Genomic DNA, 17,794 nt, shown 5'->3' with positions numbered 1-17,794 from the left:
GTGGCCACGATGCGGTGGGAGCACCGGCTCCCCGGAGCCGGTGCTGGATCTACCGGGGTGGCGATCTTCGGGTCCCTCTTCCTCGACTCCCGAACGACCCTGGCCGGGTATGCGAGCAACACTCGCGATTTCCTCTTCATGGTCCTGGCCTGCGTCCTCGCCGCCGCTTTGCTTTGCACGTTCGATCTAACCCGATCTTGGAAGAGGATCATCATGGACACCTGGTTTCTCACCGGCGCGTCCAGCGGGCTCGGTGCCTACTGGGCCAAAGCCATCCTGGAGCGCGGCGACAACCTCGTCGCCGCCGCCCGCAACACCGAGGCGCTAGTACCGCTGACCCACCGCTACGGCGACCGCGTGCTCACGCTCGAACTGGATGTCACCGATCGCGTTGCTGTCAATGCGGCGATCAAAGCCGCCGAGCAGCGATTCCACGGCATCGATCTGTTGGTCAACAACGCCGGGCACATGCTGATCGGCGCGGTAGAAGAAGTCAGCGCCGAGCATGCCCGCGCACAGATGGACGTCAACTTCTTCGGTGCGCTGTGGACCACCCGCGCGGTGCTGCCCGGCATGCGCCGTCGCCGCCGCGGCCGGATCATGCAGGTCTCCGGATTCGATGGTCTCATCGCATATCCGACGATGGGTATCTACCACGCGTCGAAATGGGCACTCGAAGCCATGAGCCAGTCGCTGGCGGCCGAGGTCATCGCCCACGGAATCCACGTCACCTTGATCGAACCGATCGCCTTCCCCACCGAGCTGGGCACCAACTCACCTCATGTCACCCCGGAGCCCGCGTACACCCATGCCCGAGAAGCTTGCAAGATGACAAAAGCCTCCGTCGGTTTCACCCCTGGAGATCCTGCGGCCACCGCTCGAGCGATCCTCGCCATCGCCGATACCCCGGATCCGCCCCTGCGGGTGTTGTTCGGCATCAACGGACTCGACGCGCTTCGAACCGAGTACGCCGGCCGCCTCGCCGGCCTCGAACGGTGGGACCACATCTCCCGGTTCGCTCAAGGCAACCCAGCTGAGGGATCGCAACGATGGTGACCGGGAGCTTTCGTGGTGTACCAAACCTTTTACTCACTGGTGACGCGCGACGCGGAAACCGGCCGTCAACGAAAGCCGCCCTCACCAATCCAGCTCGTAGTCGACCCAGCGGGGCGCGACGGCGGTTCGAGCCAGGAACCGTTCCCAGTCGGCCCGGCTCAACGCCTCCGGTCTGACCTCGGGCCGGCCTAACTGTGCGTCCAGAATCCGTCCTCGGGTTTTCTCCTCCAGCCGCCGCAGCAGCGAGGGCAGCGGCATGTTCCACCGCTGCCTCTGCGCCATCACCCGGTCGACCGGGATCATCGCCACCAGGTCCGGACTGGTCATCTGCTCCAGGCCCTTAGCGCGCAGCGTCGCGTTGTGGCTTCCGTGGTGGCCGACTTTGTAGAGGACCGTGCGCGCGAGCAGATCGGCCGACCGCACCGGGCCCGGCCATTCGAGCATTTCCCAGGACAGCCAGCTGCCGACCTGCGCGTCACCGGGGAAGAGCAGGATCGGACCGCCGGGGCCGAGTTCGATGGCGAGCACCACGCTCGTGTTGTTCGTGTCGGAATCCAGCCGCAGGGCGAGGATCTCGGCCGCGCCGGCCCAGTCGGTGTCGATCCGGCGCCACCGCTGCGCGGCCTCCCGGTAGCGTTCGATGATCGGTGTGGCCTCGGCGCCGACGGCGAAGAAGCTGTCGAACGGCGGGCTCGAGGTGAGCAGGTCGGATCCGGCATCGAGGGTGTAGACCTCGGGGTGGGCGCGGCTAGGATCGCTCTTCTTGATCATCTTCGGGTCGCGGGGCGGGCCCAGCACATGGATTCCCAAGCCGAGGGCGTCGAAGCGGTCGCCCGGTTCCAGGTATCGGATCGCCGTCGCGTTGTCCTTGACCCATTGCATCGCCGACGCCGTGGTCGCACCCTTGCCGGCCGCGGCCAGGTCACCGTAGAAGCCGAGCAGCCCGTGCAGCCGTTCGGCGCGGCGGATGTCGGTAGCGGCGCAGGCCTGCGCCGCGGCGGCGATGCGGCGCCGCGCGTTGTCGTGGCGCTCGCGCAGGGCCTCGGCCTGCGGATCGTGGGGGATCTCGGTCCAGGCCAGCCAGGCCTCGTCGATGACCAGGCCGGCCAGCACGTCGCGGGCTTGCTGGAATCCGGAGATGTGGTCCCAGTGCTCGTGCGTCGCCACCACGGCGTCCAGGTGCCCGCCGGTGACGTCGACGATGTCCGAGGCGACCGTCCGCATCACGGCCGTGGCATCGCGGGTGCCGAGCAGGACGCCGAAGTCGATCAGCAAGTGGTGCTCGGCGTTGTCGTCGGTGACGGTCAGCAGGAAACAGTCGCCCAGTCCCTGCCGAAACATTCGTACGCGCACCCGGGGCACCTGCTCACCCCCGGTGCAGCAGGGCGAACGGCTCGCCCGCCGGCTCGGTGAAGTAGGTCGCGGCCAGGCCGCCGGGCTCGCTCAGGTAGGCCAGCTGACGCTCACGGCGGTCCGGGTCCAGCCGCTTGTGGATGGTGTAGCGAACCCGTCCGGTGCGCCCGTCGACGATCAGCGTGCATCCGCCGAGCAGTGTCGCACCACCCGGCTGCGGGACCGCCTGGATCAGTTCGATGATCCAGTGCAGGTCGGGCCGGCCGGCCACATCGCTGCCGGTCGACGGTCGCAGGGAATGCACCTCGAAGGGTAGCGCCGGGTCGATGTCGCGCAACGCCCAGCCACCGGCCTTGGCCACGCCGCTCAGATAGCGATGCAGTCCACGCCGGTGGCCCCGGGTCAGGTCGAACAGCTCCCGGCGGTCGCGGGTCAGATGCCACGACGGGATGTCCACCGCCCATTTGCGTACCGGTTCCAGCACGACCGCGTCATTCTCGTCCGGCGCGGCCGCGGTCGGGCGCCACAGCAGGCCGTCCGGGGACAGGGTACGCACGTCCTCCGGCACGATCCCGTGGCGGCGGAAGGCTTCGACGAACGCCACTCGGTCGTGGGTCTCGGCACCGTGCTCGACGTCCGCGGTGATCAGCGCGCGCAGGTAGTCGCCGAAGGTGATGTCCACCGGCGGGCAGTAGTCCAGCGCGCGGATACACATGCGCAGCACCCGCCCCGCGGCCGCGGCGGCCTCGTCGGCCAGCCGGCGGACGAGGTCCGGATGCAGCCGGCCCTTCGGCAGGACGCCGGTGCCCTGAGTCGCGATACGCAGCAGGTCGGCGACCCGCGCCCGGTAGATGGTCAGGAACGCGTCGAAGACCGCGGCGACCAGGATCGCCCCGCGCTCGTGCGGCTCGCTCACCCGCCGGTACGCCGTCGGGTCGGCCTTACCGATCGCCGTGCGCAGCGCACCGCGCCGCCCGGTGGCCCGGCCGAACTGCCGGGCCAGCTCACCCAGCCGGTTCTGCGCGGTGAGATCGCCGCGGGTCTCGGCGATCTGCTGGACCAGCACGTCAGGTACGGAGAAATGCTCGAACAGCGCCACCAGATCGGCGAACGCCTCGTGGAACGCGAGCACGTCCGGATTGGTCGGTTCGTCGAAACGACGGTGGATGCCGTCGAGGATGGCGTGCGTGACCTCGTGCGCCACGATGTCGTGCGACAGACAGGTGAACACGGTGAGCTGCGGGCCGTCCTCGACACTCGGCGCGGTGAAGTAGCCGAACAGCAGCGCCTTGCGCGCCGGGCTGTAATAAGCGTTCGCCTCGCGCAGCGCGTGCGGATGGATCCGCAGCCGCCGCACGTACTCCTCGCGCCCGCTCGAACGTCGCCGCGGCGACCACAACACCAGCCGGCCCAGCGCCGACTCGAAATCCCGGATGATCCGCATCGCCACCGCGTAGGTCATCTGCTGATGGAACTGCGGGTTGCTCTCCGAGGGCGTCAGGCCGTGCTGGGCGACGATCGCCGGCCGGTTGAGATCCACCGGCGCGTAGTAGGCGCCGCTCGCCGGATCGTGGTCGATCACCTCGAGATACTCACCGGCGGGTCCCGGCTGGAGGATGTCGGCACCGCCGGGCCCGCGCTCCCACGGCACGGCCAGGGTCACCTCGTTGATGCCCGCCGAGGCGAGCTCAATGCCCAGATCAGGATCGACCGCGTACGCCCGGAGCAGCCGCCGCGCAGGCACCGGCTGCACCAACTGCGAGCTGCGCTCGAGCAGGCTCAGCCGCTCGCCGGGCCCGGATCCCGTCGTGATCAGGTAGTTCAGCCGCCCGCTGTCGGCGTCGACGAGCAGCGTGACACCCCGCCCGTCCTGGACAATCTTGATCACCCATTCCAGGGACAGGCTGCCCGCCGAGCCGGCCCGGCGGCGCAGATCGCACGAGCTCACCTCCAGCGCCTCGGCGCCGTTGACCGGTCCCACCCGCGCCTTCGCCGAACGCAACGCCGCGGCCAGGTCCCGCTTCCAACCCTCGCGCAGCTCCCACAGCCGCGCCCGGTCGGTCGGCAGCGTCCAATATGTGGTGCGGCGGGCCAAATCCCGTACGAAATCGGTGATGGTCTGGATTTGGTCGGCGGAGGAAGCGCCGGGCCATGCCATGGTGTCGGCGGAGACCGTCAGAACGCCCGAGGGCAGCATCCCGTAACCGCGGAAGGCCTCCAGCACGGCCACCCTGCGGTGCTCGGCGTCTTCGGGATCGACGTCGCGATCCGCCGTGACCATGGCCTGGAGAAAGTCACCGAACGTGACACCGACCGGCGGCAGATAGTCCAGCGCTCGAATGCACATCTGCTGCACCTCGCCGGCGGTGGCGGCAGCGGCGACGCTCATCCGGTGCACCAGATCGGGATGCGCCTCACCGGCCGGCAGCACCCCGGTGCCTCCGGTCGCGATGCGGCGCAGATCGGCCACCCGCGCGGTGTAGATCGCGCGGAACGCGTCGAAAACCGCCGCCACCAGGATGTCACCGCGTTCGTGATCCTCCTTGGCGTTCTGGTACGCGTGCGGATCCGGCCGCCGGGGCCGCCACACCCCGTCCGGACCGCTGCTGCCGAGAGCGTTGCGCAGGCCGTCCGGCAGGCCGAGGGCCTCACCCATCTGCATACCTACCGCACCGAGCTGGCTGCGCCGCTCCAGGTCACCGCCGATCGCCCGGATCTGCTCGCGCAGCACCTCACTGTCGTCGAAGTGCTGAAACAACGCGACCATGTCGGCGAACGCCTCGTGCACCGGGCCCGCGTCCTGGAAACCGACGTTCATGCCCTTGAGCAGTGCGTGCGTGAGCTCGTGCGCGACGACGTCCTGGGACAGGCAGGTGAACACGACCGTACCGGCCAGCGGAGTCTCCGCCATTCCGGCGAAGTAGCCGAAGCACAGTCCGGCCTCCGGGTCGTAGTGCGCGTTGGCCATCTCCTGATAGTGCGGGAACAGCACGAGCCGGCGCCGGTGGGTCGAGCCGCTCACGTCCGGTTCGGGCAGCGGCGCCCACTGAGCCGGCCGGCCGAGCCCCTGCTCGAAGCGGCTGATCGTGGTCATCGCGACCGCGTAGACCATTTGCTGCCGGAACCACGGATTGCCGTCCGACGGGGACAGCCCGTACTGCGCGAGCAACTCCGGACGGTCCAGGTCGATCGGCGGAAAGAGCCGGCGCCGATCCTTGTCCTCGTCGCGGATCTCGAGGTATTCGCCGACCGGACCCGGTTCCAGCGGTTCCCATCGGATCCGGGCGATCCGCTCGTTGAGCACGGCGGTGGCGAAGCGGGCCGTCATTCCCGGGTCGACCGCGAACACCCGCAGCTCGCGGAAGGCCGGCTCCGGTGCCGTCACGTCCCGCTACCCGACGCCGGCCGACGGATACGGAAACCCCGCGGGCGCGGGCGCATCGAGGACGACCCAGCGGCGCATCGCCTCGTCGGCGGCCGCGTAACCCCAGTTGATCAGCCGCTGCTGCCGGACCGGCTCCATGCGCGACAGCCGCGTTGCCACCGCGGCGAGCGCGGAGGTCTGCTCACGCGGACAGGGCAGGGCACCCGGCAACGGCTCGACTTCGGCGATGTTGCCCCGGATGCCCCAGTAGGCGCCGCTCCGGTCCCCGGCCAGGAACGCGGCCGCCACCTGGCGCTTACGCAGACTCCGCACCTGGTTGTCGACAACCGAACCAACCCGGATCGACGCGCGCACCCAGTCGCCCGGGATCTCACCCGCCGGTTCCATGTGGCCGCCGCCGTCGCTGACCAGGACGGTGAGGTAACGCTTCCAGGCCGTCTCCAACCCGAGGTTGTCGTACACGCCGCCGTCGCTGAGCACCGCCTCCTCGGTGAACGGCGGCCGGAACAGCTCGCCGCGCCCGTCCGCCGCGAACGCCTCCCGCCGCAGACTCAACCGCAGCGGCGACAGCACCGGCGGAAAAGCCGCCGACGCCGCGACCGCCACCGCCAACGCGACGTCCGGATTCTGGATCATGCCGATCTGGTAGTCGGCCATGTAGGGCTTCGAGAACCGCCACAGGGTTCCGGTCTGCAGGTTCGTCGCGTTGATCACGAACCGGGGCCGGTCCGGCAACCGCTGCAGGGTGGCCGCGCCGAACAGATGCTTGCGATACGCGGCGGCGGCCCGGCTGGCCACAGTGCCGCGGCCGAGCAGTCCACGAATCACCGACGGCACGTCGATTGTCCAGCCAGCGAGCGCACGCACCGGCGCGACCACGACCTCATCGAGATTGCCCGCGACTCCACCGGCGTCGAAGACCAGCCGCGACCACCCGAATCCGAGCACCCCGGCGGTGATCGACCCACCCGACACACTGGACACCCGGTCCAGCCGCGGCAGCCACCCCAGCTCGTTGAGCCGCCACAACGCCCCGACGTGGAACAACATCGCCCGGTAGCCGCCGCCGGACAGGCACAGCGCGGTGCCTGCCTCAAGCCGCTCCGCACCACCCGGCGTGACCGGCGACCGAGCATCCGTCACTTGTGACTGGTCGGACACCGGCACACCATAGCCATGTCCGCGACTGCATGTCACTGTCCGATTACGGATCGTGCGGGTTTTCGCTTCTCGGCACCTACCCCCGGACGTCAACCGTTGATGAGCTGATACCGAGCGAGACCGGCCGATGTCTCACTCGCTGCCGTACGCAGCGTTCCTGGTGCGCATGCCGGCCAGTCCCAGCAGGACGGTGGGTTCGAGGTTGTTGGCCTGCCGGGTGTGCGCGGCGACCGTCTATCTCGGCCCGTCCCGGCTGCTGGTTAATATCTGACTCGCCTGTCCCTGAGCTAATCCCCGCTGACGACCCCGCATCATCCGGATGGCGGCGGGGCCGGTGCGGTCGTGCGGCGGGATGCAGGAGAGGTCGACCTTGATGGGGCGACCGCGGCAGCTGGCCGCATCGATCGTCGTCTCCTACCGGACGGAGTCGCCCGCGAGGACGGCCCGGATCAGCGGCCGCAGCCGATCGGTGGGCAAGCCGATGTCGACGGTGAGGAAGTGCTGGTCGATCACCTCGTCCTGACGCAGCCCCCAAAGATCTTCCGCGCCGGGGATTCCAGGCCCGGACCTGCATGCCGCCGTCGAGCACGACCACACCCAGCGGGAGGCTGGTCAGTGCGAGCCACCGGCCCGACGCTGGCCGAATTGGCGCAGGGTGGCAAGCTGCTACGCCGATGAGGCGCGCCTGAGCCCGCTGGTCAACAGCGATTCAGCGACGGCTTCGGCGTCGATTCCGTGCTCGTGATCGGTCAGCATGTAGACGGCCAAGTCACGTGTGGTGTTGCGCCATGCTGTGTGATCACCGAGCAGGCCCGCGAGTAACGAGGCCGACCGCAGATGCAGCCAGGCTTCGTCAACTGATATCAACGCTATGGCACTGTCGCGACTCCATGCGCGGAACGACTTGTTGACCTGTTCGGATAGTCCCCACCCGCTAATCTGGTGGCGCTGTCCTGCACCGGGTTTGATGGAGACAGGACCCAGTGGTGTCAGAGGCTGACATCGTGCTGGCGAAGTCCTGCGCATCCCAGTCGGAGACGGCCATTACGGTGCTCGCGGCCGCGCCGCCGATCGCGGCGGCGGTGACGTCGTAGGCGGCCAGGTGACCCAGACCGATCAGGCTTAGCGCTTCGTCGCGTGCCTCCTGCCGTCGGCCCAATTCGCTGAGTGCTCTGGCGTGCTGAAGCTGCACCCAAGCATGATCAACCAGATCCAGTTCGTCGCGAACGAGGAGTGCCTCTAGTTCCTGAACTGCCATGTCGGGGCACCCGTCCTCAAGCAACGCAGCGGCATAAGCGACAGCGGCCGCGGCCTGCTCATGAGGTGGCCGGCTGGTGTCCGCGAGGCCGCGCAGGACATCGGCGTCGCCGGTCGTAATGTATTTCAACATTGCTGTGGCGAACGTCCAGTCCCAGGCCGCGCTGGTGTTCAGGCTGGCGAGGTGCGAGCTCGAACGCCGTCCGATGTTCGTGATGACGGCGACCTTTCCGCAGGTGGGGCCGGCGGCGCACTGGGGCTACTTCGAGCTCGAGAAGAACAGGTTGGCCGCGAGGCCGGCGAGCGTCATGAGCGCGGCGAAAACGCCGGCGGTCGTGCTGCCGAACAGGATGATCAGCGCGCCGCCAGTCATGCCGGCGAAAGCCCCCGCCCAGACGGCGATTCCCGCGATGATCGGAGACAACGTCAACGCGGCCAGTGCCGAAAGAATGAAGAACAGAATCTTGTCAAGCATCGAAAACTCCAGAACGTCGATACGGCATTGCTCGGCCGCGCTTTTGGTGGCACATACTTGCCGGTTTCGCTTATGACACGATTCCCGCAGTAGTTTCTGCACGCTCGATTTCTGGGTTTCAAAGATAGGCATGGACGAGAAACAGGGGCCCGCGGTTACCGCCGCGGGCCCCTATCTAACTTGACTACCTACGCATCACCAAACCCGGCAGCAGTGCTGCGGTCATCCCCTGCAGCCAACGTCGCCCCGCCAGGCGACCGTCAGCCACGAGGATTAGAACCAGCTGCACCGGGAGCGCGATCACCAAGACCAAGAATCTGGTAAGTGAACCGCCCCAGGGCTTAGCAGCGTTGCGTTGCTCAGTCACTCGTCGACACCTCCTTTCTCATCGTTGATTGAGTGGACTGGTTGCGGTTCCTCCCCCTGGATGAGGTTGCCGCGAGTGCGCCACGCGCTTCTCCTGGCTGCTATCAAGCCCGGCTGCTGAGTTGCTTCCCTTCGCTCAGCAGAGCGGTGGACCACCGATCAGCGCAAGGCAAGCCTTGACGCTCCTACGGATCGCCGGTCGCTCACGACCGGCAGTCGAACATCTTCGCTTCTGTCCTTTCTCCGACCAGCCGGTCGGTGTCGCGTCCTTCACGAAGACCGCCCCTGGAGGGGCCGACCCCAGTGGGGTCGGCACCTCCAGGGGTTCCGGTCTTACTCGGCACGGTCAGCCCCAAACGATCAAGAACCTGTGCCGTGAACGCGTCCAGATCTTCCTTAGACGCGTGTTCCGCGAAGGAGTTGGTCATATTCAGCAAACGCTTTTCAACGTCCACTTGACCCTCCTACTCCAGAAGAGCGCGCAGCTCCCCCATGGCGGACTCATGAATCCTGTCTGCCTGACGGCGGGTGATACCCATAGCCTCTGCGGCCTTCACCCGGCTCATGCGCAGCCAGTAAACGAGGAAGATCAGCTCACTTTTCTCGTCGCCGAGAGAATTGACTGCGAACCTAACTTCTCAGTCGGGATCAGCCTCATCGCCGTCAGCCTTGTCCCAGACCGTCCCGGTCGAACCCTCCTCGGGGGAGAGGTGTCCCGGCAGCCCCGCGCGAATCTCATTGCGGTTATAGCTGGTCTTGTTCTGGTCGAGGAACAGGTTCCGGACGACCTGGTAGCAATACCGAGGGCTTCCCTTGAACAGTTCCCGCTTACGCAGGTCGGGCCACTGCTCATAACACTTGACGGCCGCATCCGCGCCGAGCTCGTTTCCCCCGCGGCCAGCGATGCTGTGACCGGCGGCGAGGAGAATGCGGTTGCCGTCGGTCGTGAACCAGTGGACAAAGTCATCCTTCAGGATCTTCGACTGCCCTTCGTCAAGATCCATCCAGGTCGGCGTCGATAGCTCGACGCGCCGCCGCCCAAGACCGAGGTCCGGGGCTTCGACCGAATTGCCTGCCGGGCCCGTCTTGCCCCGGTCCTGTTCGAGGGGCTGACAGCTTCCCCTCGGGAAGGCGCTCATCTTCGAGTGCCTCTCCTTCTGGCTCGCGCCGCTCCAGCTCCAGGGGCTGGAGCTGAGAAAACGCGACCCCCTACGGACATGACACGAGACGCGGAGCGGTTTCTGCACTGGCCATCGTCAAGATTTTCGGAAGAATCTCGTCGGTCCCCTCTGACCAGCGGAAACGCAACAGAGTACGCCAGCCGATTGGCGACCATCGTCCGCTTCTCAACCCGCCGCTGAGCTCATCGGGAGTAGTTCGGAAAAGATCCCGAGGACCACGACGATTGCCCCCGAGGTCTGGCCTCGGATCGGCGCACAGTGCGTGAGTTATCCACAGGTGGCGGGAACGGGGTGGACGGGCGTCGCTGGCTGCAGCAGGCTGCCCGGCATGGACATGGAGTACAGCGCAGCGGTCTGGGCGGTGACCGCCAGCCTCGCCGGCGGCGAGGATGACGACGCAGCGCCAGGCGGGATCTGGCTGGCCTTGCAGGCGTGGAAGCACCTGGGAGGCTCCGATCCGGTGTGGGACCGCATCGGCCCGGACCTGCTCGAGGTGCGTGACCGGCTCTATCCCGACCAGGACGTGCAGGTGCAGGCGGGCTCGCCGAGCGATAACCGCGAGGCCCGGACTGCAGTCGCGGCACTGCTGGAGCAGTTGGCGGTCTACCACCTGTCCCGGTCGGCCGCCGATAGCCCGTTGCTGATGAGGATGGCCCACGACGCTAGCGTCGAGCAGCTGCGTGATGCCGCGGCGGCATTGGCATGACCTCGATCGGCTTCTGGCAGGTCGAGACCATCAACGCGCTGCACGCGTCGGCGGCCGCGAGCGTAACCAACGGCTGGTGTCCACGAGCGACGGGTATGCGGTTGCGCTGGCTCGGTCAGCGGTCTATACCCAGCTGGCGCGGGTGACAGGGTTGCTCGCTGGGGGCCGACCGGTCTACGAGGTGGCGGATCGTGCGACGGCGACAGACTTGCTGCGGCGAGCCGGAAAGGACTCGACCAGGTTGTTTGCCGGCTTGCAAGGTGCTGCACAGGTGGGCCGGGAGTACCCAGAGCCGATGGCGGAGCCAGGCGAGGCTCCCCTGCGGATGCGGCGGGCCGCCGACGCGATCGGCGTCATTGGCGACATCCTGGCCAGCCACGTCTTGCCACACCAACGCCCCCGCACGCAGGAAGGGCGCCAGATTCGCGCCCGCGGCGGCGTGGCGGGCGCGTTCGCCGATGTGGCGCAGCTGACGGCCGCGGCGATCGCCGTCGACGAGCAGTTGCCGACCTGGCTCGATGGTGGGGGCCGGCCCTCTCGCTGGTCTATCAGACCACGCGGAGTTGGCGGCCTGCGGTACGGACCGACGAGGTCATGCGTGATCTCAGCCGCAAGTTGTGGCGCCTGGCCAATCCGGACGGCAGGCCCCGGTCAGCGGCCCCGCGGCGGCGCAGACCGAAGCGCGCTCCCGGGCCGGCTCCCTGCCCCCACGCGGCCCGCACCACGCCCGAATCGCTGACCGGTCGCCCGGCTCGCCTAGACGCGCCCGCCGGGCGACCGTTCGTATTCCCTGACACCTGGCGATCCAAGCGGCTCGTATGTCACTCGATGGTGTAAGAGCTGACCTGCGGTTTTCACGCGGGTGGGACGAACCGGTCCTCGTTGGCAGAGCGTGCTGAACGGGCACAGCGGATCAACGAAGGGCGGTGCGGCATGGTCCGCAGCGGACAAGGGCGGGACGGCACCGGGCACCGGAAAGTGTTGTGGCTGGTCAATGGGGTGCTGGCAGGAGTCGGTGGGGTCTTCTTGACCACCGCCTCGGTGCTGGTCACCGCGATCGCCGCGGCGGCCGCGGTGGCGATCGCGGTGACGGTGATCGCGGTGACCGGCCGATAGCAAAAAATCTTGTGCGCGGACTTCACACGGTGGCGATCGACGGGTCCTACCAGATAGAGGCCCTGTCGAGCACGGCCCTCGCTGACGGCCCGGTCTCCGGTCCGGCAGGCTGTCAGACGAGAACACGACGAGATCGGAGGGCCGTCGGTGGTCCAACTGAACAAGGAGCTGGCCGCCACAGCGTCGGATGCGGACGACGCCCCGGACCCTGATGCGCCGCCGTCCTCGGTCGACGAGCAGTTCACGGCGTTCTTCAACATCCACTATAAGCCGCTGCTGGTCTTCGCCACCGTGTGGGGAAAGAGCTACCACGACGCGGACGAGGCGGTCGGCACCGTCATGGCGTACATCTACGACAACTGGACCAAGATCCGTAATCCGGTCGCGTACGCACGTGCGGCCGTCCCCCGGACCATCATCAAGATCCGTCGTGATCGCCACGATGACCGCTACGTCCCCGTGCCGAACGCCTCGCTCCCGGATCAGGTTGACCGATGCTTCGAGCTCGACCTGATGCAGGACGAGCAGTGGACCGAGGAACTTCTCGACGAGTTGCCGCCCACCCAGCGGGCCGTCCTGATCCGATTTCTGGACGGGCTGTCGATGACCGAGATCGCCGCCGAACTGCGCAAGAGCGAGTCGACGATCAGGCAGAACCTCAAACTTGCCCGCGACCGATTACGGCCGCTGGTCGACGAGTACGACCGAAATAGACCCTGCCCGTCCCACGAGGACCTGACGAGGGAGGACAACCGATGAACCGCGACGACTTCAACCGCGACCCGGTGGACAACGACGAGTTCTTCGGCGAACTGGCCGACATGATCGAGCTGGCAGACAGCATGACCCAGGAGCGGCTGAGCGGTGGAGAACTCGACCGCCGCCGCGAGGAGATCATGAGCCGGGTACGCCGCAATGCCGGAGCCAAACCGGCCGACGACATCCCGCCCGTGTCTGCCGCCCGGCCGACGGCCACCGCCGATGCCCGCCGCCTGTTGGATGGCGACAACAGGTTGACCGTGCGGATCACGGGTGCGTCCTCGCGGCCGCATGCCCGGCCGGGCCCGGCACTTGACGCCGCTATGCTCGGCCGCCTGAGCCCGGTGATGGCGGCCGCCCTGGCCGACGCCGAGCGCTACCGCGACAGCGCGCTGCGCAAGGCCGCCGACATCGTCAAGCAGGCGCAGCTGGAGGCCGACGGACTTCGCGCTGAAGCTCAGCGGATCCTGGATGACGCGCATCGATCCGCGGCGGCGGTGGCAGTAGTCGATCTCCCCGGCCTCGGAGCCAGCCCCGACGCTGCGCCGGCGGCGACGTGGAGCACCGGCTCGGTGTCGCGGGGAACCGTAGTTGACCAATCCCACGACATGGAACACGGTATCTCTCTGGTTGGTCTTGGATCGGTAGGGCGGGCTCATGCCGCTCTCGGGTTGCTGGCACCTCTCGACAGCGGATGTGATGAGCGGTGGCCGGCCGACCCGTCAGTTCCGATGTGGGGTTCGCTCCTGCGCCACACCCCGCTTGCGTCGGGTCCAGGTGACGTAGCCGCCGATTTCCTAGCGGCCGCAGACCACCTCACCGCCGACGGTTCCGTGTGGCAGGTGAAGTACGCGGCCCGGCCGGATGACCTGCGAGACCAATGGCGCCAGGTGTTGCGGGCTACCGATCGCCTGTGGTGGTTATGGCGGCCGCAGGAACGCCCCGAGGCGATCCAGCGGGTGCTGGTGTGCTGCGAGCGGCTGCCGGCCAAGCGCCGTGAGGAGCTCGGGCGGCTGCTGGTGGAGAGCTCCTGCGGAGGGGCGGGCCGGGACGGTCAAGAGCGCAACCAGCTTGCCGGATTGGTGAGTTCCTGGTCCGCGCTGCGATCGACCCTGATGATCTCCAGGATGCGCTACGTCCTGCCCGAGTCATACAGGTCAGCGACGGCGTTTCCCCGCGGTGCAACGCTGCCCATTCTCTCGCCTGTGCGGCGCGTGCTGCTCGCCTGCGATGTTGCGGGCTTTGGCCAGGCGGATGCCGGGCTACGTTCGCGGTGGCAACGAGCGGTCCAGCAGGTTCTCGATGACGCTGCCCGGCAGGTCGGTCTGGACAGTGGTCGCTGGCAGCGCCACGCCGCCGACGGCGGTGAGTTGGCGGTCCTGCCGATCGGAACGCCATGGAGGACTGTGTTCGACCAGCTGCTCGGGGCGGTGGACCGGGAATTGCGCGAGTACAACCTCTACGCCACCGACGAGGCGCGGCTTCGGCTGCGTGTGGCGGTGCACGAAGGCGTCGTTACGACGGCCGCCGGCGTCGCCGGGCAGGCGGCGACTACGGTGACCCGCCTGGTCGACGCGGCACCGCTGAAGCAAGCCCTCGACGCACATCCGACGGCCAGCATGGCGGTGGCAGTGTCGGACCTGGTGTATCAAGATGTGACGCACGGTCGGCTCTACGACGGTGACCGGTACCTGAGGGTCACCGTCCCGCAGGCGATGACGGCACCGGGTGAGGCCGCCTGGGTGTTTGTGCCCGACGAGAACATGCGTTTCCCGGACTGGACCGCTCCCAGTCCAACTGAGACAGAAACCTCCCCCAGGTCAGAGCGAACAGAACGGCACCGGAGGCAAGACGAGGCGCAGTTGACGAGATAGCCAGGCATCGGGGCTGGCCACCAGGAGACAAACGGGCGGTGGACTCTGCGGCTGCGGCGGGTTCGGGTGTGTGCGGCGTACGGTGACACGTGTGGCCGCCCACCCGACGCCCTGCCCACGAAGTCGCCGATTTGCTGCCCGCGGGCTGAGGCAGCGCCGGTGAAGGTCGCGGCCGCGCTGGCCGGCGTGCTTGACGTGTGGGTGGCCGGCGCCGAACCGGGGAACGTAGCCCGTACACCCGGCTTGTGCTGACCGAGTCGGCCGGGGCCGTGCTGACCAGTCACGAGCTGACCTACCGGCAGGCCGCCGAGCTAACCGCGATGATCGCCGACACTGCTCCAGGCGCGGGCGTGGCACAGCTGGCATCGGAACTGCGTCACTTCGCCGGACCGGCGGACTCGACCGCCGTACGGCTGACCGTCGACGGTCCGGAGCCGTCGGTAACCGTAGCGTTCAGCGCTCGCGCGGCCGGGCATCTGCACGAACTGCTCGAGTACGGGCTGGCGCAGCGCGGCGCCGCACGGCGACTGATCGAGACCCAGTCGCCCCTGCAGGCTGGGCAGCGGATCCGGCTGCGCGATGGCGGTGCGCACGGCACGGTCGCCTACCTGACAGTAACCTGGCCCCGCGATCCGGTCGGGCAGGCGACCCTGTGGTGCCACACGCACCTCGACACGGCCGACGAGGACCATCCGGCGGTGTACCCGTTGTCGGCGCTCGGGCCGGCGCTATGACCCCCTGCCCGTGCTGCTGGGGTCTACACCGGCCGGACCGTCAGCGAAACGGCCCGGCTGGTTGACCGAAACCGCCGGCAATCTCGGCCAGCCGAGCCGGCATCGTGCTGGCGCCGCGGCGTAGATAGAACTCCGGCTTCTCCCGGTTGTAGGCGTACCAGCCGGCCCCTGCGCGGACCTCGATCACCAGCACCGTCTTACCGTCAATCGGCACCGCCCGAACGGTGACCGCCGGGTCCGGGTCGATCATGCTGCGGATCATGCCGCGCACGGCGAGGGTGAGCTCGTCGAGGTTCGTCGCGTCGACGCCGGTGATCTGCCCGTCGTCGCTCACCCCGATCAGCACGGTTCCGCCCTCGCCGGAGGCGAACGCCGCGACCGTTTTGAGCATCTTCCTGCGGTGCTTGTGGACGGGTAGCTGGTCCTTGAACTCGACGTACTGGGTTTCGCCGCCGGCGATCAGTACGCTGACGTCGGCGCCGGGCAGGTCCCAGGTCACCGACCGGTCGCCGGTATCCGGGGATCCGGGTGCCGGGAAGTAGCGGAAGTCCATCCAGTCGTTGTCGCTGCGCAGCATCAGCAGGGTGCCGGGGGTCAGGCCGTGCGGCGTGTCGAACTGGACCTGCCCGCTCGTGCCGAGCGGGTGTAGCCGCTGGCCCTCTGGGCTGCTCAGTTCCAGCATGGCGCCGGTGAGCTGGTCGCCTTGGACGAGCACGGTCAAGGTGTCGGGGGCGATGGTGACCTGGTGGATGCGGCCGCGAGGGTCGAGCCGGACGATGCGCCACAGCATGTGCGGCGGGCGAGGGCCGGTTTCGGTGGCGGCCGCGTAGAAGAAGGCGTTGAACGCTGCCTCGGCGTGCAGGTAGCTCGGCCCGTCTCCGACCAGCACGCTGCGCGGCCGCGTCGAGGCCTGCGTCGCGGGGTTGAGGTGCCATTCGGTGCGGGGCCACGGCAGCGTCGTGTTGTTGTAGCGCACGTTGGCGGCGAGCCGCTGGAAGTTGCCGGCGTCCTGCGCGGCCGGTGCGGTCACCGTCAGCCCGGCGAGCTGCTGCGGCTTTTCGCGAACGAGCTCGGCGACCAGCGGTCCGGGCAGACGACGCTCGACGAAGGCGTCCTGGCTGTAGCGCCAGGTGCGCTCGCGGATCGCGCCCTCGGCGCCGACCAGCACTTCGCCGTAATTGATCTGCCAGCCGTCCGTGCTATGGCACAGGCTCAGCCGCACGTCGACGGTGGCGCGCTGTTCGATCATGGCGGTCAGTTCGTCGACCGAGGTCATGCCGTTTTCCACGGCCGATGCCACCCTCCGCGTCGCTCCGCCTGGGCGCGGGCGCCACCCGCCACGCTGTTCACCGCTCGGCAACCGGCCATGAGCGTACGCCGGACCGGCTGCATGGCGAGCCGTCCCACCCCCTGGGTTCACCGTAGTCATCGGCGACCTATTCGGAACCCGCGTTGGCACGACGGCGGCCTTCCTCGGCGTCAGCGCGGTCGTCCTCAGTTCGCTCGGCGTGTGGCTGTTCGGCCTTCTCACCGGTCCGGTACTGGGGACCATGACGGCTGGCGGCTGGATCGTGCTGGTGTTGCTGTCACTTGGCACCTACTACGTCACTGCGTACCTGATCGCCACCATCGGCGTCCTACCCGGTCTCGCCACCGTGCCGCCGCTGCTGCTGCTGCCACCGTCGCCGTTCGTGCTGCAGCCGTCGGCGCTGGAGATGCTGGCCCGCGGCTTCCTGATCGGGCTCACCGCGGCGTTGAACTTCGGGATCTGGTCAGTGGTGCCGGCGGCGGTCGGCGTACCCCTCGACACCGGGCTGCTGATCACCGGCCTGCTGGCGGTTTTCCCGGCGCTGACCGCACGATCGTCTTCCAGGCGATCCTGGGCTGGACCAGCTGGGTACGCCCGATGTCCTGGTTCGCGACCGCGTTCGGACTGCTGCTGTTCCTGATCAACCTGCCGTTCGCGCTGGCCGCGGGCGGACTCACGGCTGTGCGGTTCGACCCGCTCACGGCAACCGTGGAGTCGACTGGTGGGGCCCTCGTGGCGGTCACCGGGTTTTCCGGCGGGTTCAACCTCGGCAACTTCACCTTCATCACCGGGGCGCCCGGCTCCTCGGGCAGTTTCGGGCCGTCGGCCCGGGGCGCGCTCGCGTCGCACGAGACGGGACACACGCTCTCCGTCGCGGTGTTCGGCGGGCTCTACACCTGGGTCAACGCCCTTGACGAGAACCCGCCCACGTACCGGCACTCCTTCGCGGTCGGCGAGCTGATCGCCGAGAGCCACTTCCCGCGCAACGACACTGCGTGGGACTCGGGCCCGGCCCGGCCGACCGTCGCCCGGTCGCACGTACGCGTCTGGAGCTGATTGGCT

16 protein-coding genes are annotated in these 17,794 nt (G+C 68.1%); 8 read left to right on the top strand and 8 right to left on the bottom strand.

Annotated features, from left to right (window positions below; translation table 11 throughout):
* Positions 1–57 precede the first annotated feature (57 nt).
* Complete coding sequence (locus tag HH310_RS09650; RefSeq protein WP_211191973.1) at positions 58–1,056, top strand: SDR family NAD(P)-dependent oxidoreductase; 999 nt, start codon at positions 58–60, stop codon at positions 1,054–1,056.
* 81 nt (positions 1,057–1,137) lie between these two features.
* Here HH310_RS09650 and HH310_RS09645 read toward each other — a convergent pair whose 3' ends face one another.
* From HH310_RS09645 to HH310_RS09615, 7 genes are all read right to left on the bottom strand, one after another.
* Positions 1,138–2,409, bottom strand: a complete 1,272-nt coding sequence (locus tag HH310_RS09645; protein WP_169175119.1) for a hypothetical protein — start codon at positions 2,407–2,409, stop codon at positions 1,138–1,140.
* A gap of 13 nt (positions 2,410–2,422) precedes the next feature.
* Positions 2,423–5,794 (bottom strand): hypothetical protein, encoded by a 3,372-nt coding sequence (locus tag HH310_RS09640; protein ID WP_169175118.1) that lies wholly within the window; start codon positions 5,792–5,794, stop codon positions 2,423–2,425.
* 6 nt (positions 5,795–5,800) lie between these two features.
* Positions 5,801–6,955 carry a patatin-like phospholipase family protein gene (locus HH310_RS09635; RefSeq protein WP_211191972.1) on the bottom strand — a complete coding sequence of 385 codons (1,155 nt, stop codon included), beginning with the start codon at positions 6,953–6,955 and terminating at the stop codon, positions 5,801–5,803.
* A gap of 934 nt (positions 6,956–7,889) precedes the next feature.
* Positions 7,890–8,345: a hypothetical protein gene (locus tag HH310_RS09630; protein WP_169175117.1), complete on the bottom strand. Its 456-nt coding sequence runs from the start codon at positions 8,343–8,345 to the stop codon at positions 7,890–7,892.
* 126 nt (positions 8,346–8,471) lie between these two features.
* Entirely contained in the window at positions 8,472–8,789 is a 318-nt protein-coding gene (locus HH310_RS09625; protein ID WP_169175116.1) for a hypothetical protein, read from the bottom strand.
* Between the two features lie 467 nt (positions 8,790–9,256).
* Positions 9,257–9,508, bottom strand: coding sequence for a hypothetical protein (locus tag HH310_RS09620; RefSeq protein WP_169175115.1), 252 nt, complete (start codon positions 9,506–9,508; stop codon positions 9,257–9,259).
* Between the two features lie 183 nt (positions 9,509–9,691).
* Positions 9,692–10,192, bottom strand: coding sequence for a hypothetical protein (locus HH310_RS09615; RefSeq protein WP_169175114.1), 501 nt, complete (start codon positions 10,190–10,192; stop codon positions 9,692–9,694).
* A 370-nt stretch (positions 10,193–10,562) separates the two neighbouring features.
* On the opposite strand from HH310_RS09615, the gene HH310_RS09610 reads away from it, so the two are divergent.
* The 5 genes from HH310_RS09610 (at position 10,563) to HH310_RS09590 (ending at position 15,423) form a co-directional block, all read left to right on the top strand.
* Positions 10,563–10,940 carry a hypothetical protein gene (locus HH310_RS09610; RefSeq protein ID WP_169175113.1) on the top strand — a complete coding sequence of 126 codons (378 nt, stop codon included), beginning with the start codon at positions 10,563–10,565 and terminating at the stop codon, positions 10,938–10,940.
* Positions 10,941–11,873: 933 nt separating this feature from the next.
* Complete coding sequence (locus HH310_RS09605; protein ID WP_169175112.1) at positions 11,874–12,056, top strand: hypothetical protein; 183 nt, start codon at positions 11,874–11,876, stop codon at positions 12,054–12,056.
* A gap of 147 nt (positions 12,057–12,203) precedes the next feature.
* On the top strand, positions 12,204–12,815 hold the full coding sequence (locus tag HH310_RS09600; protein ID WP_169175111.1) for an RNA polymerase sigma factor: 612 nt from the start codon (positions 12,204–12,206) through the stop codon (positions 12,813–12,815).
* Complete coding sequence (locus tag HH310_RS09595) at positions 12,812–14,689, top strand: hypothetical protein (protein ID WP_169175110.1); 1,878 nt, start codon at positions 12,812–12,814, stop codon at positions 14,687–14,689. The genes HH310_RS09600 and HH310_RS09595 overlap by 4 nt, the downstream gene beginning before the upstream one ends.
* Positions 14,690–14,934: 245 nt before the next feature.
* Positions 14,935–15,423: a hypothetical protein gene (locus HH310_RS09590; RefSeq protein ID WP_169175109.1), complete on the top strand. Its 489-nt coding sequence runs from the start codon at positions 14,935–14,937 to the stop codon at positions 15,421–15,423.
* Between the two features lie 40 nt (positions 15,424–15,463).
* Here the strand turns inward: HH310_RS09590 and HH310_RS09585 are convergent, their stop codons facing one another.
* Positions 15,464–16,699 (bottom strand): helix-turn-helix domain-containing protein, encoded by a 1,236-nt coding sequence (locus HH310_RS09585; protein WP_169175108.1) that lies wholly within the window; start codon positions 16,697–16,699, stop codon positions 15,464–15,466.
* A 274-nt stretch (positions 16,700–16,973) separates the two neighbouring features.
* Between HH310_RS09585 and HH310_RS09580 the strand changes: the two genes are divergently transcribed.
* Both HH310_RS09580 and HH310_RS09575 read left to right on the top strand, forming a co-directional pair.
* Positions 16,974–17,372, top strand: coding sequence for a hypothetical protein (locus HH310_RS09580; RefSeq protein ID WP_169175107.1), 399 nt, complete (start codon positions 16,974–16,976; stop codon positions 17,370–17,372).
* A complete protein-coding gene (locus HH310_RS09575) occupies positions 17,330–17,788 on the top strand; it encodes a hypothetical protein (RefSeq protein ID WP_169175106.1) in 459 nt (152 codons plus the stop codon). Before HH310_RS09580 ends, HH310_RS09575 begins: the two co-directional genes overlap by 43 nt.
* The last annotated feature ends 6 nt before the right edge of the window (positions 17,789–17,794 follow it).

It is taken from the genome of Actinoplanes sp. TBRC 11911, from assembly GCF_012933445.1.
In the GTDB taxonomy this organism is placed as follows: domain Bacteria; phylum Actinomycetota; class Actinomycetes; order Mycobacteriales; family Micromonosporaceae; genus Actinoplanes.
The sequence above is the reverse complement of the archived record's forward strand: the minus strand, read 5'-3'. Positions and strand labels throughout refer to the sequence as shown.

Coding starts and splice junctions, on each gene's coding strand:
- HH310_RS09615 (WP_169175114.1), bottom strand. CDS start 10,192: ATGAGCGCCTTCCCGAGGGGAAGCTGTCAGCCCCTCGAACAGGACCGG.
- HH310_RS09630 (WP_169175117.1), bottom strand. CDS start 8,345: ATGTTGAAATACATTACGACCGGCGACGCCGATGTCCTGCGCGGCCTC.
- HH310_RS09605 (WP_169175112.1), top strand. CDS start 11,874: ATGGTCCGCAGCGGACAAGGGCGGGACGGCACCGGGCACCGGAAAGTG.
- HH310_RS09580 (WP_169175107.1), top strand. CDS start 16,974: ATGACGGCTGGCGGCTGGATCGTGCTGGTGTTGCTGTCACTTGGCACC.
- HH310_RS09585 (WP_169175108.1), bottom strand. CDS start 16,699: ATGACCTCGGTCGACGAACTGACCGCCATGATCGAACAGCGCGCCACC.
- HH310_RS09595 (WP_169175110.1), top strand. CDS start 12,812: ATGAACCGCGACGACTTCAACCGCGACCCGGTGGACAACGACGAGTTC.
- HH310_RS09575 (WP_169175106.1), top strand. CDS start 17,330: ATGTCCTGGTTCGCGACCGCGTTCGGACTGCTGCTGTTCCTGATCAAC.
- HH310_RS09610 (WP_169175113.1), top strand. CDS start 10,563: ATGGACATGGAGTACAGCGCAGCGGTCTGGGCGGTGACCGCCAGCCTC.